The 23,377-nt window shown below is 60.4% G+C and carries 20 protein-coding genes; 16 read left to right on the forward strand and 4 right to left on the reverse strand.

Annotated features, from left to right (window positions below; translation table 11 throughout):
- The first annotated feature begins 308 nt into the window (after nt 1-308).
- From ACSOSP_RS30850 to ACSOSP_RS30910, 13 genes are all read left to right on the forward strand, one after another.
- Complete coding sequence (locus ACSOSP_RS30850) at nt 309-1,931, forward strand: ATP-dependent acyl-CoA ligase (protein WP_455312318.1); 1,623 nt, start codon at nt 309-311, stop codon at nt 1,929-1,931.
- 55 nt (nt 1,932-1,986) lie between these two features.
- Nucleotides 1,987-3,258: an NAD(P)/FAD-dependent oxidoreductase gene (locus tag ACSOSP_RS30855; RefSeq protein ID WP_455312319.1), complete on the forward strand. Its 1,272-nt coding sequence runs from the start codon at nt 1,987-1,989 to the stop codon at nt 3,256-3,258.
- A gap of 20 nt (nt 3,259-3,278) precedes the next feature.
- Complete coding sequence (locus ACSOSP_RS30860) at nt 3,279-3,599, forward strand: 2Fe-2S iron-sulfur cluster-binding protein (RefSeq protein WP_455312320.1); 321 nt, start codon at nt 3,279-3,281, stop codon at nt 3,597-3,599.
- Between the two features lie 45 nt (nt 3,600-3,644).
- The gene (locus ACSOSP_RS30865; RefSeq protein ID WP_455312321.1) at nt 3,645-3,890 is read left to right on the forward strand and encodes a ferredoxin; all 246 of its coding nucleotides are present in this window, start codon (nt 3,645-3,647) and stop codon (nt 3,888-3,890) included.
- 70 nt (nt 3,891-3,960) lie between these two features.
- The gene (locus tag ACSOSP_RS30870; protein ID WP_455312322.1) at nt 3,961-4,650 is read left to right on the forward strand and encodes a TetR family transcriptional regulator; all 690 of its coding nucleotides are present in this window, start codon (nt 3,961-3,963) and stop codon (nt 4,648-4,650) included.
- 13 nt (nt 4,651-4,663) lie between these two features.
- Nucleotides 4,664-5,848 carry a thiolase family protein gene (locus ACSOSP_RS30875; protein ID WP_455312324.1) on the forward strand — a complete coding sequence of 395 codons (1,185 nt, stop codon included), beginning with the start codon at nt 4,664-4,666 and terminating at the stop codon, nt 5,846-5,848.
- Between the two features lie 574 nt (nt 5,849-6,422).
- Nucleotides 6,423-7,700 (forward strand): cytochrome P450, encoded by a 1,278-nt coding sequence (locus ACSOSP_RS30880; RefSeq protein ID WP_455312325.1) that lies wholly within the window; start codon nt 6,423-6,425, stop codon nt 7,698-7,700.
- Nucleotides 7,701-7,729: 29 nt separating this feature from the next.
- Entirely contained in the window at nt 7,730-8,632 is a 903-nt protein-coding gene (locus tag ACSOSP_RS30885; RefSeq protein WP_455312326.1) for an alpha/beta fold hydrolase, read from the forward strand.
- Nucleotides 8,629-9,489 carry an FAS1-like dehydratase domain-containing protein gene (locus ACSOSP_RS30890; RefSeq protein ID WP_455312327.1) on the forward strand — a complete coding sequence of 287 codons (861 nt, stop codon included), beginning with the start codon at nt 8,629-8,631 and terminating at the stop codon, nt 9,487-9,489. Before ACSOSP_RS30885 ends, ACSOSP_RS30890 begins: the two co-directional genes overlap by 4 nt.
- A 26-nt stretch (nt 9,490-9,515) precedes the next feature.
- Entirely contained in the window at nt 9,516-10,676 is a 1,161-nt protein-coding gene (locus ACSOSP_RS30895) for an acyl-CoA dehydrogenase family protein (RefSeq protein WP_455312328.1), read from the forward strand.
- Nucleotides 10,677-10,683: 7 nt separating this feature from the next.
- Nucleotides 10,684-12,108, forward strand: a complete 1,425-nt coding sequence (locus tag ACSOSP_RS30900; protein ID WP_455312329.1) for a spinster family MFS transporter — start codon at nt 10,684-10,686, stop codon at nt 12,106-12,108.
- Complete coding sequence (locus ACSOSP_RS30905) at nt 12,105-12,935, forward strand: HpcH/HpaI aldolase/citrate lyase family protein (protein WP_455312331.1); 831 nt, start codon at nt 12,105-12,107, stop codon at nt 12,933-12,935. Before ACSOSP_RS30900 ends, ACSOSP_RS30905 begins: the two co-directional genes overlap by 4 nt.
- A gap of 117 nt (nt 12,936-13,052) precedes the next feature.
- The gene (locus tag ACSOSP_RS30910; RefSeq protein WP_455312332.1) at nt 13,053-14,246 is read left to right on the forward strand and encodes a cytochrome P450; all 1,194 of its coding nucleotides are present in this window, start codon (nt 13,053-13,055) and stop codon (nt 14,244-14,246) included.
- Between the two features lie 106 nt (nt 14,247-14,352).
- On the opposite strand, the gene ACSOSP_RS30915 is transcribed toward ACSOSP_RS30910, so the two are convergent.
- Nucleotides 14,353-15,102, reverse strand: a complete 750-nt coding sequence (locus tag ACSOSP_RS30915) for an SDR family NAD(P)-dependent oxidoreductase (protein WP_455312334.1) — start codon at nt 15,100-15,102, stop codon at nt 14,353-14,355.
- Nucleotides 15,103-15,155: 53 nt separating this feature from the next.
- The gene (locus ACSOSP_RS30920) at nt 15,156-15,731 is read right to left on the reverse strand and encodes a hydrolase (protein WP_455312335.1); all 576 of its coding nucleotides are present in this window, start codon (nt 15,729-15,731) and stop codon (nt 15,156-15,158) included.
- A 283-nt stretch (nt 15,732-16,014) separates the two neighbouring features.
- Here ACSOSP_RS30920 and ACSOSP_RS30925 point away from each other — a divergent pair, with 283 nt between their 5' ends.
- The 3 genes from ACSOSP_RS30925 to ACSOSP_RS30935 are packed head-to-tail and all read left to right on the forward strand — an operon-like array spanning nt 16,015 to nt 21,081.
- Nucleotides 16,015-16,872, forward strand: a complete 858-nt coding sequence (locus ACSOSP_RS30925) for an NAD(P)-dependent oxidoreductase (protein WP_455312336.1) — start codon at nt 16,015-16,017, stop codon at nt 16,870-16,872.
- Nucleotides 16,856-18,964 carry a hydantoinase/oxoprolinase family protein gene (locus ACSOSP_RS30930; RefSeq protein ID WP_455312337.1) on the forward strand — a complete coding sequence of 703 codons (2,109 nt, stop codon included), beginning with the start codon at nt 16,856-16,858 and terminating at the stop codon, nt 18,962-18,964. Before ACSOSP_RS30925 ends, ACSOSP_RS30930 begins: the two co-directional genes overlap by 17 nt.
- Nucleotides 18,961-21,081, forward strand: coding sequence for a hydantoinase B/oxoprolinase family protein (locus tag ACSOSP_RS30935; protein ID WP_455312339.1), 2,121 nt, complete (start codon nt 18,961-18,963; stop codon nt 21,079-21,081). Before ACSOSP_RS30930 ends, ACSOSP_RS30935 begins: the two co-directional genes overlap by 4 nt.
- Before the next feature lie 77 nt (nt 21,082-21,158).
- Here the strand turns inward: ACSOSP_RS30935 and ACSOSP_RS30940 are convergent, their stop codons facing one another.
- A complete protein-coding gene (locus tag ACSOSP_RS30940; protein ID WP_455312341.1) occupies nt 21,159-22,058 on the reverse strand; it encodes an acyl-CoA thioesterase in 900 nt (299 codons plus the stop codon).
- A gap of 21 nt (nt 22,059-22,079) precedes the next feature.
- On the reverse strand, nt 22,080-23,351 hold the full coding sequence (locus ACSOSP_RS30945) for an acetyl-CoA hydrolase/transferase family protein (RefSeq protein WP_455312342.1): 1,272 nt from the start codon (nt 23,349-23,351) through the stop codon (nt 22,080-22,082).
- Between the last annotated feature and the right edge of the window lie 26 nt (nt 23,352-23,377).

Genomic DNA, 23,377 nt, shown 5'->3' on the forward strand with positions numbered 1-23,377 from the left:
GTACATCGTCATAATTAACTGACTTTCGTTCATTTTATTTAACTGATGCCACGCTGTCAATGCGGTATGTATAGGTACATAAACTAGGATAGCAAGCGCCAAATAGCAATAGACAAAAACTGACTGTTCGTCCATTATTGGTAAAAATCCCCAGCACGAACGGCGCCGGCTTTCTATTTCGACAGGCTTCGCGGCAGCCCCGCTGCCTGGGATTTTTCGGGGATCGACGGATGGGCCGACGAGTCCCGTAGACGAACCCGCGCGGCTCCTGCGGGCCAACGAACGCGAGAAGATTGAGACGACAGCACATGAATGAGCAAAAGACCTGGTCCCTCGGTACGCAGGACACCGTAACCGCAGCGTTGGCCCGCTCGGCGGCACAGTATCGCGACCGAATATTTCTCGATTTCAGCGGCGAACTGCATAGTTACGCCGATGTTGATCGCGAGTCCACGCGACTCGCGCACGGCCTGATTGCGCTTGGCGTCAAGAAAGGGGATACCGTCGCCAGCATTCTTGACAACAACATCGAGGCGGTATTGAGTTGGTTCGCAATCAACAAGGCAGGCGGCATCAGCGTGCCAGTCAATACAGCCTATAAGGGCGAATTTCTGCGGCATCAGTTGAACGACTGTGGCGCCAGGATAGTGATCGCGGAGGCTGATTACGCGCAGAGGGTAGCTGACATTGAAGGCGGACTTTCGTCAGCTACCGTGCTTTTGCAGCGAAGCGGACCACTGGTTGCCACCTCTATTCTCCAGACAGCTGAACTAGCCTCCGTTTTCACCGATTCCAGCGAGCCGCTGGTCGACACGAACTCTCCGACCGACCTGTCGATGCTGATTTATACGGCCGGCACGACCGGTCCATCGAAGGGCTGCATGATCAGCCATAACTATGTGTGCAACCTCGGCAGGCAGGTGGTTCAGATGGAAGACCGGCACAGTGAGGATTGCAACTGGACGGCCCTTCCTCTATTTCATATGAACGCGACTGGAGGAACCATACTATCTTGCATGTTCGTCGGTGCACGAGTAGCGATCTTTCCGCGTTTTTCAGTATCGCGCTTTTGGCCCGATATCCGACGTAGCGGTGCGACAGTCGCCAGCCTGCTGGGTTCGATGATCACCTTCCTCGCCGAAGCAGAAGATAGCGAAGCATCCACAGCATGTTTTGGTCAATTGCATACCGTTCGCGGCTCGCCGTTTCCCGCCCCGCTGCAGAAAAAATGGAAAGAACGTTTCGGAGTAGAGACCGCGGGGTCGAACAGCTACGGACTGACCGAGGCGGCGCGCGTGGTTACAGGCATGCGCTCCGACGAGTCCGCGCCGCCAGGTTCCTCGGGGCGCGCGAACGAGGACTTCGATGTGCGCATCTTTGATGACAACGACAATGAATTGCCGCCCAATACGCCGGGCGAGATCGTAATTCGCCCGCGCCGCCCGCATATCATGTTCGAAGGCTATTGGAATCGCCCCGGAGACACGCTGAAAATCATGCGCAATATGTGGCTGCACAGTGGCGACATAGGCAAGTTCGATGAGAACGGCTATTTTTATTTCGTTGACCGAATGAAGGACTACCTGCGGCGCCGGGGCGAGAACATCTCAAGCTTTGAGGTGGAAACAGGATTACGCGCTCATCCGGACATTGCAGATGTGGCTGTGCACGCGGTGTTTTCCGAGTCTGGGGAAGACGATGTGAAAGCGACGATCGTCCTGAAAGACGGCGCCGGTATCACGGAAGAGGATATTTGTGTGTGGGCAATCGACCGCTTGCCTTATTTTACAATCCCACGTTACTTCGAGTTTCGCTCTGATCTCCCGCGAAATCCCGTGGGCAGGGTATTAAAGTACGAACTGCGCGCCGAGGGTTGCACCCAGGCTACGTGGGATCGGGAGAAAAGCGGCATGCAGGTCCCGAAGCGATAGGTAAATTGGCCAAGCTGTCGGGGTAAATCAGCATATAGGAATCAGAGAGCCAAAGATGCCTAACGAAGCGCACGCCGCAAATACCGTGATAGTCGGCGCCGGTCACGCGGCAAGCGAAGTAGCGGTATCCCTGCGGCAAAAGGGATATAGCGGACGGCTGCTCATGCTGGGCGAGGAGCCCTACCAGCCCTACCAGAGACCACCGCTGTCCAAGGGCTACCTATCCGGCGAAGCGGATGAGCAAGCGCTATATCTCAAGCCAACGAGCATGTATGAAAAGCTCGGCATAGACGTTCGCACTGGCATCCGGGTTGTCAAACTGGACCCCGTACACCAGACAGTTACGCTCGCCGACGGAACCGAAGAACCCTATGACAAGCTGATACTCGCAACCGGGGGGCGACCGCGCCCCTTATCGTTGGCAAATGAAGCAAAGAGCGCCCGGCGCTTGTCGAATCTTCATTACCTGCGCACAATCGACGATGTTATTAGCATTCGGCGTCAGTTCAAGCCCGACTTCAGGCTCGCCATAATAGGCGGCGGCTATGTTGGACTCGAAGTGGCCGCTATCGCCAGCCGACAGCGCGTGCACGTGACGGTTCTGGAAGCATTGCCGCGCGTCCTGGCGCGCGTCACCGCGCCCGAGCTGTCTGCTTTTTACGAACAAGTGCATCGGGAAGCGGGTGTGGACATTCGCACATCGGCACAGGTAGAACGCCTCGAACTCGACGCCTCGGGCGATGCGGTCAAGGCTATCGTCTGCGCCGACGGCACCGTCTTGGCTACAGATTTTCTGATCGTCGGGATTGGCCTCATTCCCAACGTGGAGCTCGCACAGGAGGCTGGTCTCACGCTGGACAATGGCATTGCAGTAGATCAGTCCGGCAGAACGTCCGACCCGAATATTTTTGCGATCGGCGATTGCTCCAGCCGCCCGAGCGCGCTTTATGGGAGGCGAGTCAGGCTCGAATCCGTGCCCAACGCGCTCGAACAGGCGCGCTGCGTTGCCGCGGCTCTATGCGGCCAACCCTGCCCAGATGAGTCGGCGCCGTGGTTCTGGTCCGATCAATACGATCTGAAGCTGCAAATGGCAGGGCTTTCGCACGGTTACGACACCCTCGTAGTCCGCGGCAAACCTTCAGCGCGAAGCTTCGTTGCTTTTTATCTGAAGGAGGGGCGGATTATCGCCGCGGATGCGGTGAATTCGCCGGCTGCGTTTATGCTCGCAAAGCGAGTCGTCGCCAAACAGCCGCTGATCAATGACCCTAGCGCCCTTGCGGACGAGACAATTCCTCTTCAGAGTGTCTTTTCCGACGCAGCCCAATAGATTTTAACGAAGCCTGAATTATGCCCACGATCAAATTTATTGAACATGACGGTACCGAGCACGTTGTTGAAGAGGACGTTGGCCGCTCGCTGATGCAGGCGGCCGTTGACCATTGCGTACCTGGCATCGTTGCCGACTGTGGAGGAAGTTGCAGTTGTGGAACCTGTCACTGTTTTGTTGACGAAGCGTGGCTCGCACATGTTCCCGAGTCCCAGAGCGATGAGCAGTCTCTTATCGAGGGATTGCTCGATGTCAGAACCGGTAGCCGGCTGAGCTGTCAGATCACGGTCACGCCAGAGCTCGACGGCCTGGTAGTGCGGTTGCCAAAGTCACAGTTCTAATGCCGTATCGAGCCAAGCCACTCATTGGCCTTCATGGAGACACAGATGAAAATAATCGTCGACCGTTCTAGATGCGCCGGACATGCGCGTTGCGCAGCAGTCTCTGATTCACTGTTCGAACTCGACGAAAGCGGCTACATTTCGTTCGACGAGAAACTCGTTCCGGACGGCATGGAGGCGTTGGCGCGCCGGGGCATGCGGGCCTGCCCCGAACGCGCGCTGACTCTTGATGACGACAACGCACCTGACAAAAATGACAAACCGCCCCCAGACAAGCCTGGAACGCTATAATCACAACTGACACGGGGTCATTAATTGACCGTCGTCTTCAGCAAGTAGCGCGATATTAGGGCATAGCGACATGAAAACGACCGATCTTATTCAGTCAGCGGAAATATCTACGAACGAAATCGATGGCCGGAAGGGTTCACGGCCTCGGAACCTTTACGGGCAATCGATTGGACGAAAAGGTGCCGAGACCCGCGAGCGTTTGATTAAAGCAACGGTCGAGCTATTGGAAAAGCGATCCCTTCGCGACGTGAGCGTCGCAGACATTACCGCAGTCGCCGGCACCTCGTCATCGGGGTTTTACATTTACTTCTCCGACGTCGCGGCCGCCGCGCTGGCAGTTGCGGAAACGATCATCCAGATCACGCCCGAGATCGAGGCGCTTCTCAGCAAAGAGTGGACCGCGGAAAATGCAGATGCCAACGCGCATGCGCTAGTCAGTGCTTACGTAAATTTCACTCGTCAGCACCACGCAATCTTGCGCGTGCGGAACCTCGCAGCCGACGAGGGTGACCGGCGCTTCGAGGACGCGCGCCATAAGGCGGTTGCCCGTATTCACGAGCTGCTCACAGCACGTATTGAGGCCGCAAATAACGGACTGGATCCGTCATCAGGCGCGTCTGCTGTGCTCGCGCTAATGGAGCGAATCAGCGCGATTTCCCGGCTTCCCCTCAGACGTCATCATTCGCGCCCGAAATTGATTTCCTCGGCAGCCTTCATGGTGGCGAGTGCGATGACCCCCGCTAAGCGCGTTACCACCTGAGACCTGAGGCAACATGGAGATTCTCGAACGTCGAACCGCTATCAGTGGCGTCGGCCTGAGGCTCGCCGGACGCCAAACCGGCCAGAGCGCATTGCAGCTCACGCTCGACGCCATTGACGACGCCCTCTCCGATGCCGGCCTGAGTTATGACGACATCGACGGATTGAGTTCGTGGCCCGGCATATCGTCGACTCCAGGCATGGCGCCGGTTACCCTACGTGAAATCAAGGAGTCGCTGGACCTGAAACTCAATTGGTTTGCGGCCTCTCCGGAGGCGCCCGGCCAGCTCAGCGCAGTCATGAATGCTGCGATGGCAGTCGCGACTGGGCAGGCACAGCATGTAATTTGTTTTCGCACACTTAGCCAGTACTCCGAACAGGTTAAGGCGCGCAGCCGAAAGACGACAGACACCGCAGAGGCTTCCCGTGTGGATGGCCTGATGTCGTGGATTCGGCCTTTTAACGGCCTGTCGGCTGCGCATCCACTTGCGCTGGTCGCGACTCGCCATATGCACGAGTACGGCACTACCCGGGAACAGTTGGGCGCCATCGCGGTCAACGCCCGCCGCAATGCGATGGTCAATCCGCTCGCGCTATACCGCGAGCCCATGACCCTTGACGACTATCTGGCGGCCAGAATGATCACCGAACCGCTCTGCCTGTACGATTGCGATGCGCCAATCGACGGTTCGACCGTCATCATCGTCTCGAACCTCGACGCCGCCAAGACATTGCGCAAACCTCCACTGCGTATAGAAGCCATGAGCGGCGCTCTATACGGACGCAACTCATGGGATCAGTTCGACGACCTGACCAGCATGGCAGCCAACGATGCCGGACGGCATCTGTGGACGCGCACCAGCCTCAGACCCACAGACATACAAGTTGCGAACTTATACGATGGCTTCAGCATCCTGACCCTGATCTGGCTCGAGGCACTGGGATTTTGCGGCAAAGGGGAAAGCGGTGCTTTCGTGGAGGGCGGCTCGCGCATTGCTCGCGATGGCGAACTCCCCCTCAACACCGGCGGCGGCCAGTTGTCCGCCGGCCGGTTGCACGGCTTCGGCTTGTTGTGGGAAACCTGCATCCAACTTTGGGATGAAGGCGGTGATCGACAAGTTGCCGGCAAGCCGGAGGTTGGTTTAGCTGCGGCAGGCGGCGGTCCCCTCGCCGGCTGCATCCTGTTGACCCGCGTTTAGCGGAAACGCGCACCCCGCCGCATCGCGGGCGCTGCAGGAGAAAGACAACCGTCTTACGGAGCAAGCATCTCGGCCAGAGTCGCGACGTCATCCAGATTGTCCAACGCGTCGACTGCCTCGACAATGCGCACAGCGTGTTCATCGCCCCCGATTCCCGAAACAAGCCCACGGAATTTGGCATTGAGCTCACCGTCTGAAACAGAACACTCGAGCAACCCGCGAGGAGTAAGCTGACCTCTCCACCACTTTGGTCATATTCCACGGTTCCAGACGCGTCACTGGCGGACACACTCAGCGCGTGCGTGGCCTGCCCGGCATCGAGCTTGGGCAAACGCGCTGCCGCGCCTACCGCGCCGAACACACCGGCGACCTTGGCACCAAGCCAACCGAGGATCAGCGCACCCTTGTGGATCAGCATAACCATAACTGCAGAGTCGTCATTTTATATGATGCACCTCGGATATTTAATGGACTTGAAAATTCAGCTTTATAAGCTTCTTCACGAGATAATAGTTCACAATAGTTGACGAAGTGTCATCTTTTTGCGAGAATGAATTCAATAGGTGCGAGAGCCTTGTCAAGCCGCGCCGCCTGCCGCCAAAAAACCAAATTCGAGACACTGGAGGACCAGCAAATGCATGCGACGCGGACAACTGAAGGAACAGAATCGAGCCAACCGGGCATACCTGACCATGTTCCACCTGAACTCGTGCGGGCGTTCGATTTTCGGACCGACCTAGGCAGTTACCCGCATTCGACTGTGTCCGAGCTACATAGCGGGCCACGCATCTTCTTTTCACCCATCCATCACAATGCGATTCCCGGTCCGGGCACTTGGGTGCCGACCCGCGCGGAGGACATCCGTGCAGTCCTGCAAGACGCTGCAACTTTCTCGAGTGCCGTTTCGCGTTCGAATTCTTCGCTCAGATTGATCCCGCTGGAAATGGATCCACCCGAACATTCGAAATTTCGGGCGATCATGAATCCGATCTTCTCGCCTGCACGCATGAAGACGTTGGAAGAGAAGGTCCGTAACCGGGCAAAGGAACTCGTCGCAGCTTGCTACGCCAAAGGCGCCTGCGATTTTGTGGAAGACTTTGCCAAGCCTTTTCCTGTCGGCATATTTCTCGACATGATGGGCCTACCCATGGACAACATGGGCCGCTTCATGGAATGGGAAGCGTTGATCATGCGGGACAAGTTCACGCGTGCGGGGGCGATGCAGCAGGTCGCGGCGTATTTGCAGGAATTGGTTGAAGACCGGCGTAAATCACCGACTGACGATCTGATCAGCTTTGCCGTCACTGCGAAGGTGGACGGGCGTCCTCTGACCGACGCTGAAGTCACTGGCATGTGCGTGCTGCTCTTCATCGCTGGGTTAGACACTGTCACAAGCAGTTTTTCTTACCATTTCCGCCACCTTGCGGAAAACCCCGCCGACCAGGACAGCCTGCGTCACGATTTCTCGCTGATTCCAACTGCGGTGGAGGAGCTGTTTCGCGCCTTCGCGGTGGTCAACACAAACCGCTATGCAACCCGGGACGTCGAGTTGGCCGGAGTGCTAATCAAAAAAGGCGATAACGTAACTTGCTCGACCATCCTTGCCTCGCGAGATCCTCGCGAGTTTGAAAACCCGAACAAGGTTCAGCTAACCCGCAGCCCAAATCCGCATAACGCGTTCGCATACGGGCCTCATCGCTGCCTTGGATCCCACCTCGCGCGCCGCGAAATTATCACGGGTATTGAGGAATGGCTCACGCAGGTACCGCCCTTCCACGTAAAACCCGGAGCAGAAATTGTGACTCACGGCGGCGGTGTGTTCAGCATGGAATCCTTGCCGCTGATCTGGTGAGCGTGTCAGTCAATGTGGAGCGACCGCCCATGACTCGACACTCGGCCCAGACGTCGCCCGAGCATCGGACCAGCCTCGTCCGATTTGCTGGAAAGGGAGGTTTGGCGCTGGCCGCGGACGTCGGCGGTGACCCGAACGGCATACCAGTGATACTGCTACCCGGTGCCGGCCAAACCCGTTATGCGTGGCGACATGTGGCCATGCGGCTAATCGCGCAGGGATGTCACGTGATCTCGCTCGATCTGCGCGGTCACGGCGATAGTGCCTGGGCCGCCGATGCGGATTATTCGATCGGAGCGTTTGTCGACGATCTGCTCGCTGTGCTCGCAACGCAGCGAGATCCCCAGATTCTGATCGGCGCTTCAATCGGCGGAATCGCGTCGCTCCTTGCGGTCCAGAGACAAGTGTTGCCTGCCGTGCGCGGGCTGGTCCTGGTCGATGTGGTTCCGAATATGCAGCGCGAGGGCCTCGATCGAATCCGCGGTTTCATGACGGCCGGCGCGACAGGCTTCGCGACTGTCGATGAAGTTGCTGACGCCGTTGCGCTGTATCTTCCTCATCGGCCGCGGCCGAAATCAAGCGCGAGCCTGGCCAAGAATTTGCGACGAGGACCTGACGGCCGATGGTATTGGCACTGGGATCCGGCCTTTCATGCCGGTTCCCGACAACGCGCTGAAGAAGGCATGTTTGCGCAGATGGAGCGCGCAGCCGCTTCCATCAGTGTTCCGACGCTGTTGATCAGCGGCTCTCTGAGCGAAGTCGTCGATACTGAAGGCGCGACCCGATTGCTGAACCTGATACCGCATTGTCAGTGGGTCAACGTTCAGGACGCGGCTCACATGGTCGCGGGTGACCGGAATGACGTCTTCAATAGCGCGATTGCCGATTTCGTCACGCAGGTGCCGAAGCAAACCGCGGACAAGCAGTCATGAATTCCCTCGACCTCGAACATCTGCGCAGTTGGATCGGCCGCCGCGAGACACGCACCGAGCCAATAACCTCTGCGCCTGCGACATTACTCGCCGCAACGCTTGACCGCCCGGATATCCTTACTGGCCCCGGCGATGCTTTGCCGCCTCTCTATCAGTGGCTGTATTTCCTGCCCGTATGTCCTCAGTCCCAGATCGGCAGCGACGGGCATCCGGCTCGAGGCGACTTGCTTCCTCCTGTCCCGCTGCCTCGACGGATGTGGGCTGCAAGTACGATCGCTTTCAAGCACCCGCTCGCGATAGGCGATATCGTGACGCGCTGGACCGAGGTTGTCGGCGTAAGCCTCAAGCAGGGCCGAAGCGGTCCGCTCGTCTTCGTGACACTGCGCACCGTCCACTCGGACAGTGAGGGACGCGACGCCATCGAAGAAACCCAGGAGTTGGTGTACAGGGACCATCCCAACCAGACCGACCCATCGCCCACGCCGGCAATCGCACCGCGCGACGAACATTGGTCACGCACCCTGGTTGCCGACCCTGTGCTGCTGTTTCGCTATTCGGCTCTTACCTTTAACGCCCATCGCATTCATTACGACGTCGAATACGCACGCGAAAGTGAGCGATATCCCGCGCTCGTCGTGCACGGTCCGCTGACCGTTACGCTGCTTCTGGACCATCTTCAGCGCAACCTGCCCGGCAAGCGCGTCATCCATCTCGCGTTTCGGGCCGTGCGCCCACTTTTTCAAGGCAGGCCGTTCGACCTCTGCGGACAGCTTGCAGCAGATGGCAAGACCGTCCAGCTTTGGACGCGTGACGATCACGGCGCCTTATGCACCGACGCCGTTGCGTATGTCGAGTAGTACTTAATTCCAAGGATAGCCCTCCCGTGCAATATCAGAACGAGCAATTTCAGGAAATACGCGATGGGATTCGCTCCCTGTGCGCGGGTTTCCCCGACGAATACTTTCGCCAGATCGACGAGCAACGGGAATATCCGGAAGCGTTTGTCAACGCGCTCATGGGTGCCGGATGGCTCTCGGCAATGATTCCGGAACAATACGGCGGATCGGGGCTAGGGCTTTCGGCCGCGACCGTGATCATGGAAGAAATAAACCGATGCGGCGGCAACGCAGGCGCCGTGCACGGCCAGATGTACAACATGAGCACCCTGCTTCGTAACGGCACCGCCGAACAGAAGGCTCGCTACCTGCCGCGAATCGCCGCAGGGGAACTGCGCATCCAGTCGATGGCCGTCACCGAGCCCACGACCGGCACCGACACGACCCAGTTAAAGACCACGGCAGTCAAGCGAGATGGCCGCTATGTCGTGAATGGACAAAAGGTCTGGATATCACGCGTGCAGCATTCGGACCTCATGGTCCTGCTAGCGCGTACAACACCACTGGCGGAGGTCAGAAAGAAGTCCGAAGGCATGTCGATTTTCATCGTCGACCTGAAGGATGCAATGAAGCAAGGCCTTACCGTTCGACCGATTTCCAACATGGTCAATCATGAGACGAACGAGCTGTTCTTCGACAATCTCGAGATCCCCGAGGAAAATCTGATCGGAGAGGAAGGCAAAGGATTTCGCTACATTCTCGACGGTCTTAACGCCGAGCGTACGCTGATTGCCGCCGAATGCATTGGCGACGGCCGCTGGTTCGTCGAACGGGCGACCCGATACGCCAACGAGCGGATCGTCTTCGACCGGCCAATCGGCAAAAACCAGGGTGTGCAGTTCCCCATTGCGCAGGCGTACATCGATGTCGAGAGCGCCGACCTGATGCGCTTCAAGGCGGCGCAGTTGTTCGATGCGCACCAGCCGTGCGCAGCGGAGGCCAACATGGCCAAATATCTGGCAGCGCGAGCGTCGTGGGAAGCCGCCAACGTATGTTTGCAGACCCATGGTGGCTTCGGCTTCGCGTGCGAATACCATGTCGAACGAAAATTCCGGGAAACCCGCCTATATCAGGTCGCGCCCATCTCGACCAACCTGATATTCAGCTACGTCGCTGAACACGTTCTTGGCTTACCGCGATCCTTCTGAGAGACCTATGCCACTTCAAAGCCCCTCATCTGCCCTCCCGGACATCTCGGGCCAGGAAGTTCCGGCCGGCGGTTTGATCGATACCTCTCCGCTGTCCGGCGGCTCAGTAGCGCGGTGGAGTCGATCCAGGCGTGCGTTCGTCTTGATGCTGCTGTGCGTGGTCGTGGCAGTCAACCTCGCGGATCGGCAATTGATTACGATCCTCATCGGCCCCATCAAGCATGAATTCCATGCCAGCGACACTCTGATGGGACTCCTGACAGGTATGGCCTTCGCAGCAATCTACGTAACGGCCGCATTGCCAGTGGCCTACCTGTCCGATAAAGGCACACGGCGGTCCGTCATTGCTGCGTCTGTCGGCGTATGGAGCCTGATGACCATGCTGTGCGGCGTAACACAATCGTTCGCCCAGCTTGCGATGGCCCGAATGGGCGTCGCGTTTGGCGAGGCTGGCTGTAACCCAGGCTCGCATTCGATCATTGCCGATCTCTATTCTCGAAACAATCGCGGAAAGGCAATTGGACTGTACAACGCGTCGGCTTCCATCGGTCTCGGCCTCGGGCTCTTCGCCGGCGGCTTGCTGATGACACATTTTGCGTGGCGCACCGTTTTCCTGATTATCGGTGCTCCCGGCCTTTTACTCGCCATATTTATCCGGTTCGTGGTGCCGGAACCTCCACGCGGAATGTCCGATCCCGATCTGACAGTGGAATCAACGCCGCCATTTCGGGAAACCCTCAAATGGTTAGGCAGACTCCGGGCGTTTCGTTTCCTTGCGCTTTCGTCGATGACATGCGGTATCGTCAACTACGGCATGCAGTCGTGGGCCGCGACGTTTTTTATGCGCGTCCATGGTGTTGCTGCGCAAGAGCTCGGCGCCAAGCTCGGAAGTGCTTCGGCGATTGGATTGCTGGCGGGCACGATCGGCGCCGGTGTAATCGCGGACCACCTTGCACGCAGGGATTTGCGCTGGTACATGCGTATCGCGGCAAGCGGTATGTTGCTGGCGGTTCCGTTCGGCGCGGCATTCCTGCTGACGCCAAATCGCAACCTTGCGTTCGCCATGTACGGATGCGCGATCGGGTTCCTCTCGGTCTGGGCCACGCCCATTCACGCATTGACGCAGACGGTTGCCAAGCCGCGAATGCGCGGCCTCGCCGCTGCTATCGTGGCATTCTTCCTGAATGTACTGGGCTACGGCCTGGGGCCACTCCTCGTCGGTGCTTTAAATGATCATTTGCAGCCGGAGTTCGGGGATAGCTCGATTCGCTACTCGCTTTTGATCTTGCTCGTAGGGGCCATCGGTGCAGCGGTTGTCTGCTTTTCCACCAATCGCACGCTGCTTTCGGACTACGAGCGCACGCAGGCGCCCTTTGCGCCCCTGGTCCCCCCGAACAGCGCGGTCATCTCAATCAAGCAGATCATCAAATGACATCGTCCGCTACGTGTTGCGCCACGCAGGCGCGCTCTTATCTGTTCGTACCGGGTGACCGCCCGGAGCGCTTTCAGAAGGCTTTTGACGCCAATGCCGACGCCGTCATCCTGGATCTCGAGGATGCGGTCTCGCTGGATAACAAATCGGCCGCACGCGATGCGATCGCCAACTTCGTCACGCCGGATCATCACGCCATTGTCAGAATCAACGCAATCGGCACGGCGTGGCTGGCAGAGGATCTCGCGCTATGCAGGCATCCCGGCATAGCAGGCGTGATGCTTCCCAAGACGCAATGCGCGGATGATGTGACCGCCGTCGCCGCTCAGGTCGGACGCGACATCGCGATACTGGCGTTGATTGAAACCGCCCAGGGCATGGCCAATTTGAACTCGCTCTCACAAGCACCGGCATTGCGGCGCCTGGTATTCGGTTCGATCGATTTCCAGCTCGACATGGGCATTGACGGAGACGATATGGAACTGTTGCCGTTCCGCTCGCAGCTCGTTCTGGCTTCCCGCTGCGCGAACCTGCCGCCGCCCTGCGACGGCGTCACTACGGCGATCAATGACCCGCAAATGCTCGCGAAGGATGCATTGCGCGGGCGGCGGCTTGGTTTTGGCGCCAAGCTTTGCATACACCCGCGGCAAGTCCAGGTCGTCAACGAGACGTTCAGCCCTGATGCCGGCGCGTGTGCCTGGGCGAAGCGCGTTCTGGAAGCGGCGGCCAATGCGCGCGGTGCGGCTGTCGCGCTGGATGGCGAGATGATCGACCGCCCCGTTGTGATCAGGGCGCAGCGCATTGTCGAAGCCGCTCGTCTGCGTTGACCGTACCGCATCCACAGCCATCCCCGCAGTTGCCAGATGCGAGCATCAGCGTTGCACGAATCGCGCAATTGAAATCGCGGGATATCCGGACTAACCGTCATCAAGAGGATTCATCTCATGCACACGCCCCTGCCAAACCCGGACATCGCCTCCGACAAGATCCTCGAGTTCGATTTTTTTGCGGTAGAACCCATCGACGGCGACATCCACCTAGGCTGGAAGAAACTCCACGAAGGCCCGGAGATTTTCTACACACCGCTCAACGGCGGCCACTGGGTGTTCACGCGAGCCGAGGACATTGGTGAAAGCTGGCGAGATTCTGAACGCTTCTCGAACAAGGGCGTGGCGATGTCGCGCGAAGAGCGCGAGATGCAATTCTTTCCGGGAGAGGCGGACGCACCGGACCACACGTTTTACCGTAGTCTGTTGCAACCCTTCTTCTCGCCCAAGGCCGTGCAGCAACTCGAAGCAGACATGCACGGGTTGAGCCTGGAATTGATCGACGGGCTGGTGAGCCGCGGAGGCTGCGAGTTCCAGTCCGACGTCGCCCAGCGGATGCCGATCTACATCTTCCTGGCGATGATGCAGTTGCCGCGGGAACATGCTGAAGTACTACTGCCCGCCGCCGACTGGTTGTCGCGCGATCCCGACCCGGAATCGTTCATGCGCGCCGTGAATGCGATGATGGGCTACCTTCAGGAACGCATTGCCGAGCGAGAGCAAAAGCCATGTGACGATTTCATTAGCCGGCTGCTTGCTGCACGGGTTGGCGACCGTCAGACAACGCGGCACGAGGTGCTCAGCATGACCGCGAATGTCATGTTCGGTGGCCTGGACACAGTTGTTTCGTCAATGGGCTTTTTCATGAACTTCCTGGCCCGCCATCCTGAACATTGCCGCCAGCTGGTCGAGGAGCCGGACGTGATTCCGGATGCAGTGGAAGAGCTGTTGCGTCGGCACGCGATTGCAAATTTTGGCCGCATGGTGACACAAGATTTCGAATTCAAAGGCTTTCCGATGCGTGCAGGAGACCTCGTACTGCTGCCCGCCGCGCTCTACAACCTCGACGAACGAAAATACCCCGATCCAATGGCGGTCGACTTTCGCAGGTCAAACAAGGTACACATGGGCTTTGGAACCGGAATCCATCGTTGTCTTGGCGCGCAGCTTGCCCGCATCGAGCTGCGTGTTTTTCTGCAGGAGTGGCTCTCCCGCATTCCAGTGTTCCGTATTGCCGATGGTGCGAAGGTCGTCGTGAAATCCGGCCGTATCAATGCTGTCAAGGAACTGCCTCTGCAGTGGGACCACTGAGCGGAGGCTAACGCAAACGCTTGCCACAGGGCTGGTCGCCGGAATTTCCGGTGACCAGCAATCTACATCGGCCACAAGACTGAGGACCGGTCACAGCCTCGTTTCGTCAAGACAGCAGGACACCCCCGTCGACCACGATTTCGGACCCCGTAATGAACGAGGCGTCCGGCGACAGCAGGAACGACACCGCCTTGGCAATCTCGACCGGCTCACCCATCCGTTTCATCGCCGTCAGTGCTGCGATGGCATCGGTCTGTTCCTTCGCGCCCCGTGTCAGCGGAGTCGAGATCGGACCGGGCGACACTGCGTTGACACGCACCCCGCGTGTTGCGTATTCGATCGCCACTGACCGGGTGAGTCCGAGCACCGCGTGCTTGCTTGCGGTATACGCGTCGAGCCGGCGCAAGCCGAGGTGCCCGTAGATCGAAGCCGTGTTGACCACCGCTCCGCCACCGGCTCTCTCGATCGCCGGCAGTTGGAATTTCATGCCGTAGAAGACGCCATCGAGATTCACGCCGATCACCTTGCGCCACTCTTCTACGTCGACGTCCGCCAGCGCCTCGAACCTGCCGCTGATGCCCGCGTTATTGACTGCGTAGTGCAGCGCGCCAAAAGCGTGTTCGGCCTTCTCCACAATTGCCTGACTCTGCTCCAGCAGGGACACGTCGGCACAGAAAGCGAGCGCCTTGCCGCCCTGCTCACGGATCGCGCGCGCCACCGCCTCCGCGTTATCGCCCTGGACATCGACAACCAGCACGCTGGCGCCATTCAGCACGAGATCCTGGACCACCGCCTCGCCAATCCCACCCCCTGCGCCTGTCACCACCGCTACCTTGCCGTCGAATTTTTTTGACATCGGTGTCTCCTGAAAATTGATTTGTCATCCGGACCGGTTCGCCAACGCCGGTCTCATTGCAGCGCGGCAACGATCTGTTCGGTACTGCGAACCAGGCCGAGCAGGGGAAATATAGTGTGAGCCGCGAATTCGTGCATTCCCGCGCTCACGCTGCTGATCGCATCTTCGGCGAATATGAGCTGGTATCCCAACTCATAGGCAGCGCGTGCTGTCGACTCTACGCCCATGTTGCTTGCGACTCCCGCCAGAACGAGAGTCTTGATGCCACGGCGGCGCAGTTGCAGATCAAGCTCAGTGCCATGAAACGCGTTCCACTGGCGCTTGGTAATCACAATGTCGCCCGGCGATACAGCCAGATCGCCCGACAGATCAGCCCAGTCTGGCGGCAACCCGCCCGGCGGCATGGGTAGCGGCTGGTCCACCTGCTGCGTGAGCGCATCGGCGAAGTTGTCAGCCCACGCGACACGCGTGAACACCACCGGGGCGCTCACCTCGCGAAAACGCCGGGAAAGGCGCACACCATTCTCAAGCACCGCGCTCGCCGTGTACGGCGCAAACGGCACCCGCAGAATGCCCTCCTGAAAATCAACCACGACAAGCGCGGCATGTTGAATGACGAGTTGCTCCATAAGTGCCTCAAAGAAGTGGGTCCTGCTGATTCCGGAACGTTTCACCTGTCATAAGACGGCTCTGAAATGCCTACTGCAGGTTAACAATAAATGATTTACCGTCAGTTGTGTAGTCGGACTTCCTATAATTTGATTAGTCGATGTTTCACAATACGATGTGGCTTCTGGATAGCACAAGCCAACGAAATAGCTCTTCACATAGCTGATAGATTATCATTTATAGTGAGATTTCTTTTTCGCCTGACGGCGGCTTCGGGCATCGCGACACTAATGGAGACAGAAGATGACATTGGACGTGGGCTTCATAGGACTCGGCAACATGGGCGAAGGCATGGCGTCGAACCTGGCGAAAGCCGGCTTTCCGCTCGTGGTCAGGGATATCCGGCCGGAGCCCGTCGAGCGGCTCGTCGCTTTGGGGGCGTCGGTCGCCGACAGCAATTACCAGTTGGCAACGCGCTCAAAGCTGGTCTGTATCGCCCTGTTCGATGAGGCCCAGGTGCACGCCGCGTGCTTGCCCGACGGCGATGATCAGGGCGTGTTCGCCGGCCTGAAACGCGGCAGCATCGTCGCGATACATAGCACCGTACCCCCGCGATTGACTCAGCAACTGGCCGTACAGGCCGCTGAACGCGGCATCGAACTTCTCGACGTGCCAATGACAGGCGGTGGCGATACCGCTGCCCGCGCCGGCAAGCTGACGTTCTTCGTGGGCGGCGACGCCTCCGTCCTTGAAACAGCACGCCCGGCGCTGGCGGCAATGTCGCAGCACCTGTTCCATGTCGGCGGTGTGGGCGCGGGCTCCACCACGAAGATCCTCAGCAACTTCATGGCCATCTCCAATGTGCTGTTGGTACGGGAGGCGCTGCGGCTTGCCCGCGCGGCCGGCATTGATGAAGAACGCTGGCTGTCGGTGATCAATGCCGGTGGCGTCGGCTCCAGCTGGGTCAGCAACAACTGGGCGCGCATCCGCGAACAGGAGGACAACTACACCACCGGCTCGGCTGGCATGGTCGCGATGTCGAGCAAAGACCTGCACCTTGCACGCGAACTCGCGCGCGAACTCGGCGCACCGATGCCCACCCTCGACCACCTGGTCGACCACGCACTGCCGGAGCTGGGAAGCCATGGTCTTACGCGCTGATCCGCAGGCCTTGCCCGACGGTGGGATAACCGCCGGCAAGCTATGCATAGGAGTCGACGTCGGCGGCACGTTCACCGACGTCGTTCTGTCCGACGGCAACCGGGTCTGGCGCGCGAAGGCGGCCTCCACCACCGGGGCCCTCGGCCGTGGCGTGATCGCCGCCTGCCGGCTGGTCGCGCAACGCGCCGGGCTGGACATGGAGGTCATGCTGTCCCGGGTCGAACGCTTCGGTCTCGGAACGACCGCCGTCACGAATAGCATTGCATCGCGCACCGGGCACAAGGTCGGCCTCGTGACAACCCGCGGATTCGAAGACCTCGTGCCGATCGCCCGGGTGCGCCGGGTGCCGCGCGACGGCTGGCTTGTGCCTCCCGATTCATTGATCGAGCGTGACTGGATCGTTGGCGTCGACGAACGCATCGACCGCGATGGCGACGTGCTTCAACCTCTCGACGTACAGCAGGCCGTGGCCGCGGCGAAGCACCTGCACGAGCGTTTCGGCATCGAAGCGCTGGTGGTGTCGTTCCTGTGGTCTTGCGCCAACCCCGCGCACGAGGCAGCGGCGGTTCTGGCGATTCGCGAGACGCTGCCACATCTGCCGGTTCTTTCGGGAGCCGCGCTGTACCCCGTGGCGCGCGAATACGAACGGACCACATTCGCGCTGCTCAATGCCTACACCTCGGGGTCGCTCGACGGGATCGACGAACTGGTCGACGAGCTGGAGCGACTCGGCTTGCCGCGCGCGCCGCTTCTCGTCCATTCGGGCGGCGGCTCAATCACCGTCGCCGAAGGCCGCAGCACGCCGGCGGTGCTCGCCGAGTCGGGGCCGGCTGCCGGCGTAGTCGGAGCGCTCGCAGTCTGCCGCGCTGCGGGCGTGGAAGATGCCGTGGCCTGCGACATGGGCGGCACGTCATTCGACATGGCGATCGTGCGCCACGGCGAGCCGATGCGAAGAACCCGCGGCGAACTCATGGGCATATGGACCGCGATGCCGATGGTGGACATCGAGTCCGTCACCGCCGGCGGCGGCTCCATTGCGTGGATCGATTCGCTCGGGCTGTTGCGCGTCGGGCCGCGCTCGGCGGGCGCCTATCCGGGCCCTGCGTGCTATGGACGAGGCGGCACCGAACCCACCGTGACCGACGCGCTGGTCGTGCTCGGATATATCGAACCATCGCGGTTCCTGGGCGGCGACATGACGCTCGATCTGGAGGCCGCCACCGCAGCTTGTGAACGTCTCGCGCAGCGGCTTGGCTCGGACCCACGCCAGGTTGCCTGGGGCATTCACGAAATCGCCAAGGTCGAGATGGTGCGGGCGCTGCGCGCGCAGTTTGCACAGCGCGGACTGGACCCTTCCGCCCATGCCATCGTAAGCATGGGTGGATGCGGCGGCCTGTTCAATGCCTTGATCGCCCGGGAGCTTGGCATACAGCGCGTACTGGTGCCCGAGCTGACCTCGGTTCTGTCAGCCTTTGGCGCCGCCAACGCCGATATCAGGCGCGAGCGCAGCCGCAGCGTGGACCTGCCCTTGCCTTGCGACGCTGCGCGGGTCGAAGCGAGGCTGTCTGAACTGGCCGGAGCCGTTCAGGCCGACCTTGCCGCCGACGGTATTGCCGAATCCGATCGCTCGGTCAGCTTCGAGGCCGACCTGCGCTTCATGCGACAACAATCAGAATTGACGATCGACTGTTCAGCAGGCTTTGACCTCGCGCAGCAACAGCGCATCGTCGAGGAGTTCAAGGCCGAATACGGGCGCCGCTATGGACAGGGCGCGCTGGTCACAGGCACACCCGTCGAACTCGTGACGCTGCGCGCTATCGGACGCGGGCGCACGGTGCGGGCGGGACTCACCCTCCATGCCAGCGACCCCAGTCCGGGGCCGGCACCGGTTGTCGGCACGCGCAGCGTGTATCTCGGTGCGCAAACGGCCGCACTGCAGGTAGACGTGATTGCCGGCGCCGACCTGCTGCCTGGCCAGACGCTCGAAGGGCCGGCGCTGATCGACAGCGTCGACACCACGATCTGGATTCCCCGCGATGTGCGCGCCGTCGTCGACGCGCACCGCACGATTACCCTCGAGGTGCCGAGATGAAGGCAGCAACAGACTCCGCGTCCGATGCAATCGCACTTGAAGTATTTCGCACCCGGCTGCAGGCCGTGGCCGAAGAAGGCGCGACGACCATCGAGCGCACCGCATGTTCGCCGACGATAGCGGAATCGCGCGACTGCTCGTGCTCGCTGCTCGACGCCGAAGGGCGGCTGATCGTCGGCGGCGGTGCGGTCGCACATCATTTCGGCGCCTGCAGCCACGCGGTGCGTTTCACACTCGCGCAACATGGTGACAGCATCGCCCCCGGCGACGTGTTCATTGCCAACGATCCGCATAACGGCGGCGGCCTGCACTACATGGACGTCGTCGTACAGCGGCCGATCTTTCACGACGGGCAGTTGATCGCCTGGGTAGCGAATTCCGGTCACATGATCGATGTAGGCGGCATGACCTTCGGCTCGTGGTCGCCCGCTGCCACCGAGTGTTATCAGGAGGCGCTGCGCCTGCCACCGGTGCGGCTGTTCCGCCAGGGCGTGGAAGAGCGCGACGTGTGGGCAATCCTGCGCAACAACATCCGCGTGCCCTTGCTCGTCGAGATGGACATCCGAAGCCTGGTGGCCGGGTGCCAGGTCGTGCACGACAAGATCTCCGCGATGGCCGAAACATCGGGAGCAGCGGGGTTCACGGCAGGCGTGCAGGCGTTGCGCGCCATCGTCGCACGCGAACTGCGGCGCCGGATCTCGCTGCTGGAAGATGGGGTCTATCGATTGACGACCTGGACCGAATGGGAGGACGAGCGCTACAAGGTGCCTTGCCAACTTACCATCGCCGGTGAAAGCATGGTGTTCGACTTCGAAGGCGCCGCGCCGCAATGCACGCATTTCTTCAATTCGAAGCCACATGTGATCGAATCGATCGTGATCAGCGACGTCACCGACGTGCTCACTCACGACCTGCCCTTGTCGGCGGCAATGTTCGACGCGATCGAGGTGCGTTGCCCGCCCGGCACGGTGGTCAATGCCGCTGCGCCGGCGCCCACGGCGTCGGCGCATTTCGATGTCGCGCTGAACGCCAGCATGGCCGCCCACCAATGCCTGATGATGGCAATCGCCATCTCGGGCGACGCAGCACCAGGACGGCACCTGCTCTCCGGACCCGTTGCGCCGTCGTGCATGGGCCTGCACACCTGGGCGTATCGCGATGCGGGCGGAGCGCAGGATGGCTGGCTGATGATCGATGGCGCGATGGCGGGTGGATCAGCCGGGCACGACCGTGACGGCTATGACCTGTTCAGCTTCATGGTTGCGCGCAAAGCCATCATTGAATCGGTGGATATCGAATCGTTCGAATCGCGCTACCCGGCTCTCGTGATTGCAAAGCGGCCACGCGTCGGCGCTGAAGGCGCCGGCCGATACCGCGCGGGGGCTGGCTGCCAGATGGCCTACAAGCCGCACAAGACGGCGTCATGGACCGGCGTGATGCTCGGCATGCGCGAGCGCCTGCCCCTGCCCGGCTTCGCGGGCGGCATGCCCGGGGCAACTACCCAGTTCTCGTTACGCCGCGCCGATGGTCGAGTGGAAGCCGTGTCGGGACACGCCGGCGCGCTCGTGGTGGGCGATGACGAGTTGTTCGAGTTTCGCCTCGGCTCTGGCGGCGGTTTTGGCGATCCGATCGAGCGCGACCCGGCTGCGGTCGTCCGTGATCTCCAACAATCACGCATCAGCGCCGATGAAGCCGCATCCGTCTACGGCGTCGTGCTGGATGCGACGCAGGTTGCGCCGAACCTCGACGCAACGCTTGAGTGCCGCTCCCGGATGCTGCGCGACCGCCTCACGAGAGCCCAACCGGCAACAAAACCGCCGGCGACGCGGGATCTACTCGCGTCAGCCCGGCGCGGGCGCGGGCGCTTGCTTTACCCTGGTGTCGAACATCACGATGGCGTGGCCTATGGGGTGGCCAGCGGAATGCCGTTGGCGCGAGCGCCCGATACGTGGACTGACGGTTGCCCGACGCTCGAGGAGAGACGTGAAGGACAGGTCGTCCTGCGCCACTATCTCGACCCGGCAAGCGGGAAAGTGCTGCTGGTCGACGCCACGCTGGAAGGCGAACCTTGCACGATCGAGTCACGACCGAAACATTGGCGGCGCGTGAAATCGTAGTCCCGGCACGTTGAAACGGTGCCTGACGATATGGGTCGGGCGCAAGGCATGTTGCCTCCAGCGCCCTTCCGTCGGACCTACCCGGTCTCCTTCCGTATCCTAACCATTGCTTCCTGTGTGACCGACGCAACCATCTTTCCCGCCGCCGAAAAGAAGTGCCCGTATATCAACACACGCCCTTGAGCCGCCCATGCGCTTTCCGTCTCGTAGAGCAGCCATTGCGAAGGGTCGACCGTATCGTGAAACCACATGGCATGGTTCAGGCTCGCAACGAACAGGTGCTCATTGGGGATTTGATCGACATGCGGAATCAGCGCGGCGTTGATAAGCAGGTAGTCGGACAGGTATGCAAGGACCGCTGCCCACCCGGACGTGCTGCCCGGCATACGTCCGCGCGCCCGTATCCAGAACCGCGACACAGGCGCGCCCGGGCGCAGCAACAGATGATGTTCCACATCGATCGGCCGTATTTCGAGTTGCGGGTAGGTCGTCAAACGGCCCTTTCCATGTTCCGAGACGTGGGCGCCATAGCGCGCCGCCACCGTCGCGAGCACCGGCGCCGAGTCCGGATCAGGCGGCTCCGAGCGCCAGGACAACTGATGTTCGAATCCCGCTTCTGTCGCATTGAACGAGACGTTCGCCCACAGCACCGTCCGACCGCTTTGGCGCGCGGTGACCCGGCGAGACGACAGACTGCTGCCGTCCCGGCCATTGCACACACGGTAGACGAGGGAGTCCGCGCCGGAAGCAGGGAATTCAAACGACGCATGCAGGGCATGCGGTAGCTTGTCCGACACAGTCTGAGCCGCCGCGTAGAGCGCTTGCGCCAGGAGTTGACCGCCAAAGATAAATTGATTCCGGTTTGTTTGCGCAGCAGTACTGGCGAAACGAGCGCCCCCCAACGGAAGCAGTGTCAGCAACTGATGCAGATCCGGGTTCAACGGATTTTGATTCGATGGGGCTGCTCGATTGTTCATCGGAAACTACTCCACGGATGCCTATCGCAATGTTGATTCATACACGTGCCGCTCCAGTTCATCGCGAAATTCCGGCGCGGCGATTGCGATCAGGCGCTTGCCACGCTCCTTCAGCGACAGGCCGCGCAAATCCGCCACGCCATATTCCGTAACGATAAGACCAGCGTCCGCGCGCGCAACGGTCGCCGGCCCGGAGAGCGACGCCACGACCCGGCTCGTTTTGTGAGGCCCCGCACCGGCTGTCGCCAGCATCGCCACGATCGGCAGGCCGCCTCGCGACCGGTGTGCGCCGCGAAGAAAGTCCAACGCGCCACCCACAGCACCAACATATACGCCGCGGGCCACCTCGGAATTGATCTGACCGGTCAAGTCCACTTCCAGAGCCGAATTGATGGCCGTAAAGCGATCGATGCTGGCCAGCACATTGGCCGCGTGCGTGTAGCTCACGGACCTGAACTTCACCGCTACATTGCGATGAATCCATTGGTGTAGCGTACTGCCGCCCATCGCGACGCCCGCGACGGTTGTCCCGGCGTCAATCGTCTTGCGAGCATTGGTGATGACGCCCGCTTCGATAAGCCGGACGCCCCGATCGACGAGCGCCCCCGTATGGATACCCAGTTCCCGATGACCGGTAAGTTCGCCGGCGACAGCCTCCGGTATCGTGCCGATCCCGAATTGAAGTGTCGATCCGTCTTCGATCAGCTCAGCCACCCGACGGCCCACCGCGCGCTCGGCATCCGTTGGCTCCACGCGCGCTGACTCGAGCGGAGGCCGCGATGTCAGAATCGCGAAGTCGATATCGTCAGCCGACAGGCTACGCTCGCCGTAAGTCCAGGGTGCCCGGTCATTGATTTCGGCGATCACAAGCCTCGCGGAATCGATAGCCGGCACGAGATAATCATGAGCCAGCGAAAGACTGTATCGCCCGTCGGGACCTGGAGGCGCCACCTGCAGCAACAGCACGTCAATCCGTAGTTGTCCGGATGAAATCAATTCGCCAAGGTGCGAATAGTGGCACGGCAGGACATCAAGCAATCCGGCCTTGGCAAGCGTACGGTTGGCACCCGCTCCGCAATATGAGCGAAAGTTCACGCAGTCGGCGAACGACGGGTCAGCGCAATGCGACCACGTCGCCCCAATGAATACAGTGAGGCGACCAATTCGATGACGCTGTGCCATCAACGCCTGCGTCAATGCAACAGGCTCGGCCCCCGCCTGGCCCCACATCACAGTCTCGTCCGGACGTATGAGCGCGCCGAAGTCCAGTTCACCTACGCCTAAAACCTTCACGTGTTTACCATCCTCATCGATTGAAC

The organism is Caballeronia sp. KNU42, assembly GCF_053760385.1.

What these genes read in the sequence shown, in the direction of transcription:
- ACSOSP_RS30850 (WP_455312318.1), top strand. Translation starts at nt 309, where the DNA reads ATGAATGAGCAAAAGACCTGGTCCCTCGGTACGCAGGACACCGTAACC.
- ACSOSP_RS30855 (WP_455312319.1), top strand. Translation starts at nt 1,987, where the DNA reads ATGCCTAACGAAGCGCACGCCGCAAATACCGTGATAGTCGGCGCCGGT.
- ACSOSP_RS30935 (WP_455312339.1), top strand. Translation starts at nt 18,961, where the DNA reads ATGAAGGCAGCAACAGACTCCGCGTCCGATGCAATCGCACTTGAAGTA.
- ACSOSP_RS30910 (WP_455312332.1), top strand. Translation starts at nt 13,053, where the DNA reads ATGCACACGCCCCTGCCAAACCCGGACATCGCCTCCGACAAGATCCTC.
- ACSOSP_RS30900 (WP_455312329.1), top strand. Translation starts at nt 10,684, where the DNA reads ATGCCACTTCAAAGCCCCTCATCTGCCCTCCCGGACATCTCGGGCCAG.
- ACSOSP_RS30925 (WP_455312336.1), top strand. Translation starts at nt 16,015, where the DNA reads ATGACATTGGACGTGGGCTTCATAGGACTCGGCAACATGGGCGAAGGC.
- ACSOSP_RS30885 (WP_455312326.1), top strand. Translation starts at nt 7,730, where the DNA reads ATGACTCGACACTCGGCCCAGACGTCGCCCGAGCATCGGACCAGCCTC.
- ACSOSP_RS30890 (WP_455312327.1), top strand. Translation starts at nt 8,629, where the DNA reads ATGAATTCCCTCGACCTCGAACATCTGCGCAGTTGGATCGGCCGCCGC.
- ACSOSP_RS30915 (WP_455312334.1), bottom strand. Translation starts at nt 15,102, where the DNA reads ATGTCAAAAAAATTCGACGGCAAGGTAGCGGTGGTGACAGGCGCAGGG.
- ACSOSP_RS30875 (WP_455312324.1), top strand. Translation starts at nt 4,664, where the DNA reads ATGGAGATTCTCGAACGTCGAACCGCTATCAGTGGCGTCGGCCTGAGG.
- ACSOSP_RS30870 (WP_455312322.1), top strand. Translation starts at nt 3,961, where the DNA reads ATGAAAACGACCGATCTTATTCAGTCAGCGGAAATATCTACGAACGAA.
- ACSOSP_RS30920 (WP_455312335.1), bottom strand. Translation starts at nt 15,731, where the DNA reads ATGGAGCAACTCGTCATTCAACATGCCGCGCTTGTCGTGGTTGATTTT.
- ACSOSP_RS30905 (WP_455312331.1), top strand. Translation starts at nt 12,105, where the DNA reads ATGACATCGTCCGCTACGTGTTGCGCCACGCAGGCGCGCTCTTATCTG.
- ACSOSP_RS30860 (WP_455312320.1), top strand. Translation starts at nt 3,279, where the DNA reads ATGCCCACGATCAAATTTATTGAACATGACGGTACCGAGCACGTTGTT.
- ACSOSP_RS30940 (WP_455312341.1), bottom strand. Translation starts at nt 22,058, where the DNA reads ATGAACAATCGAGCAGCCCCATCGAATCAAAATCCGTTGAACCCGGAT.
- ACSOSP_RS30930 (WP_455312337.1), top strand. Translation starts at nt 16,856, where the DNA reads ATGGTCTTACGCGCTGATCCGCAGGCCTTGCCCGACGGTGGGATAACC.
- ACSOSP_RS30865 (WP_455312321.1), top strand. Translation starts at nt 3,645, where the DNA reads ATGAAAATAATCGTCGACCGTTCTAGATGCGCCGGACATGCGCGTTGC.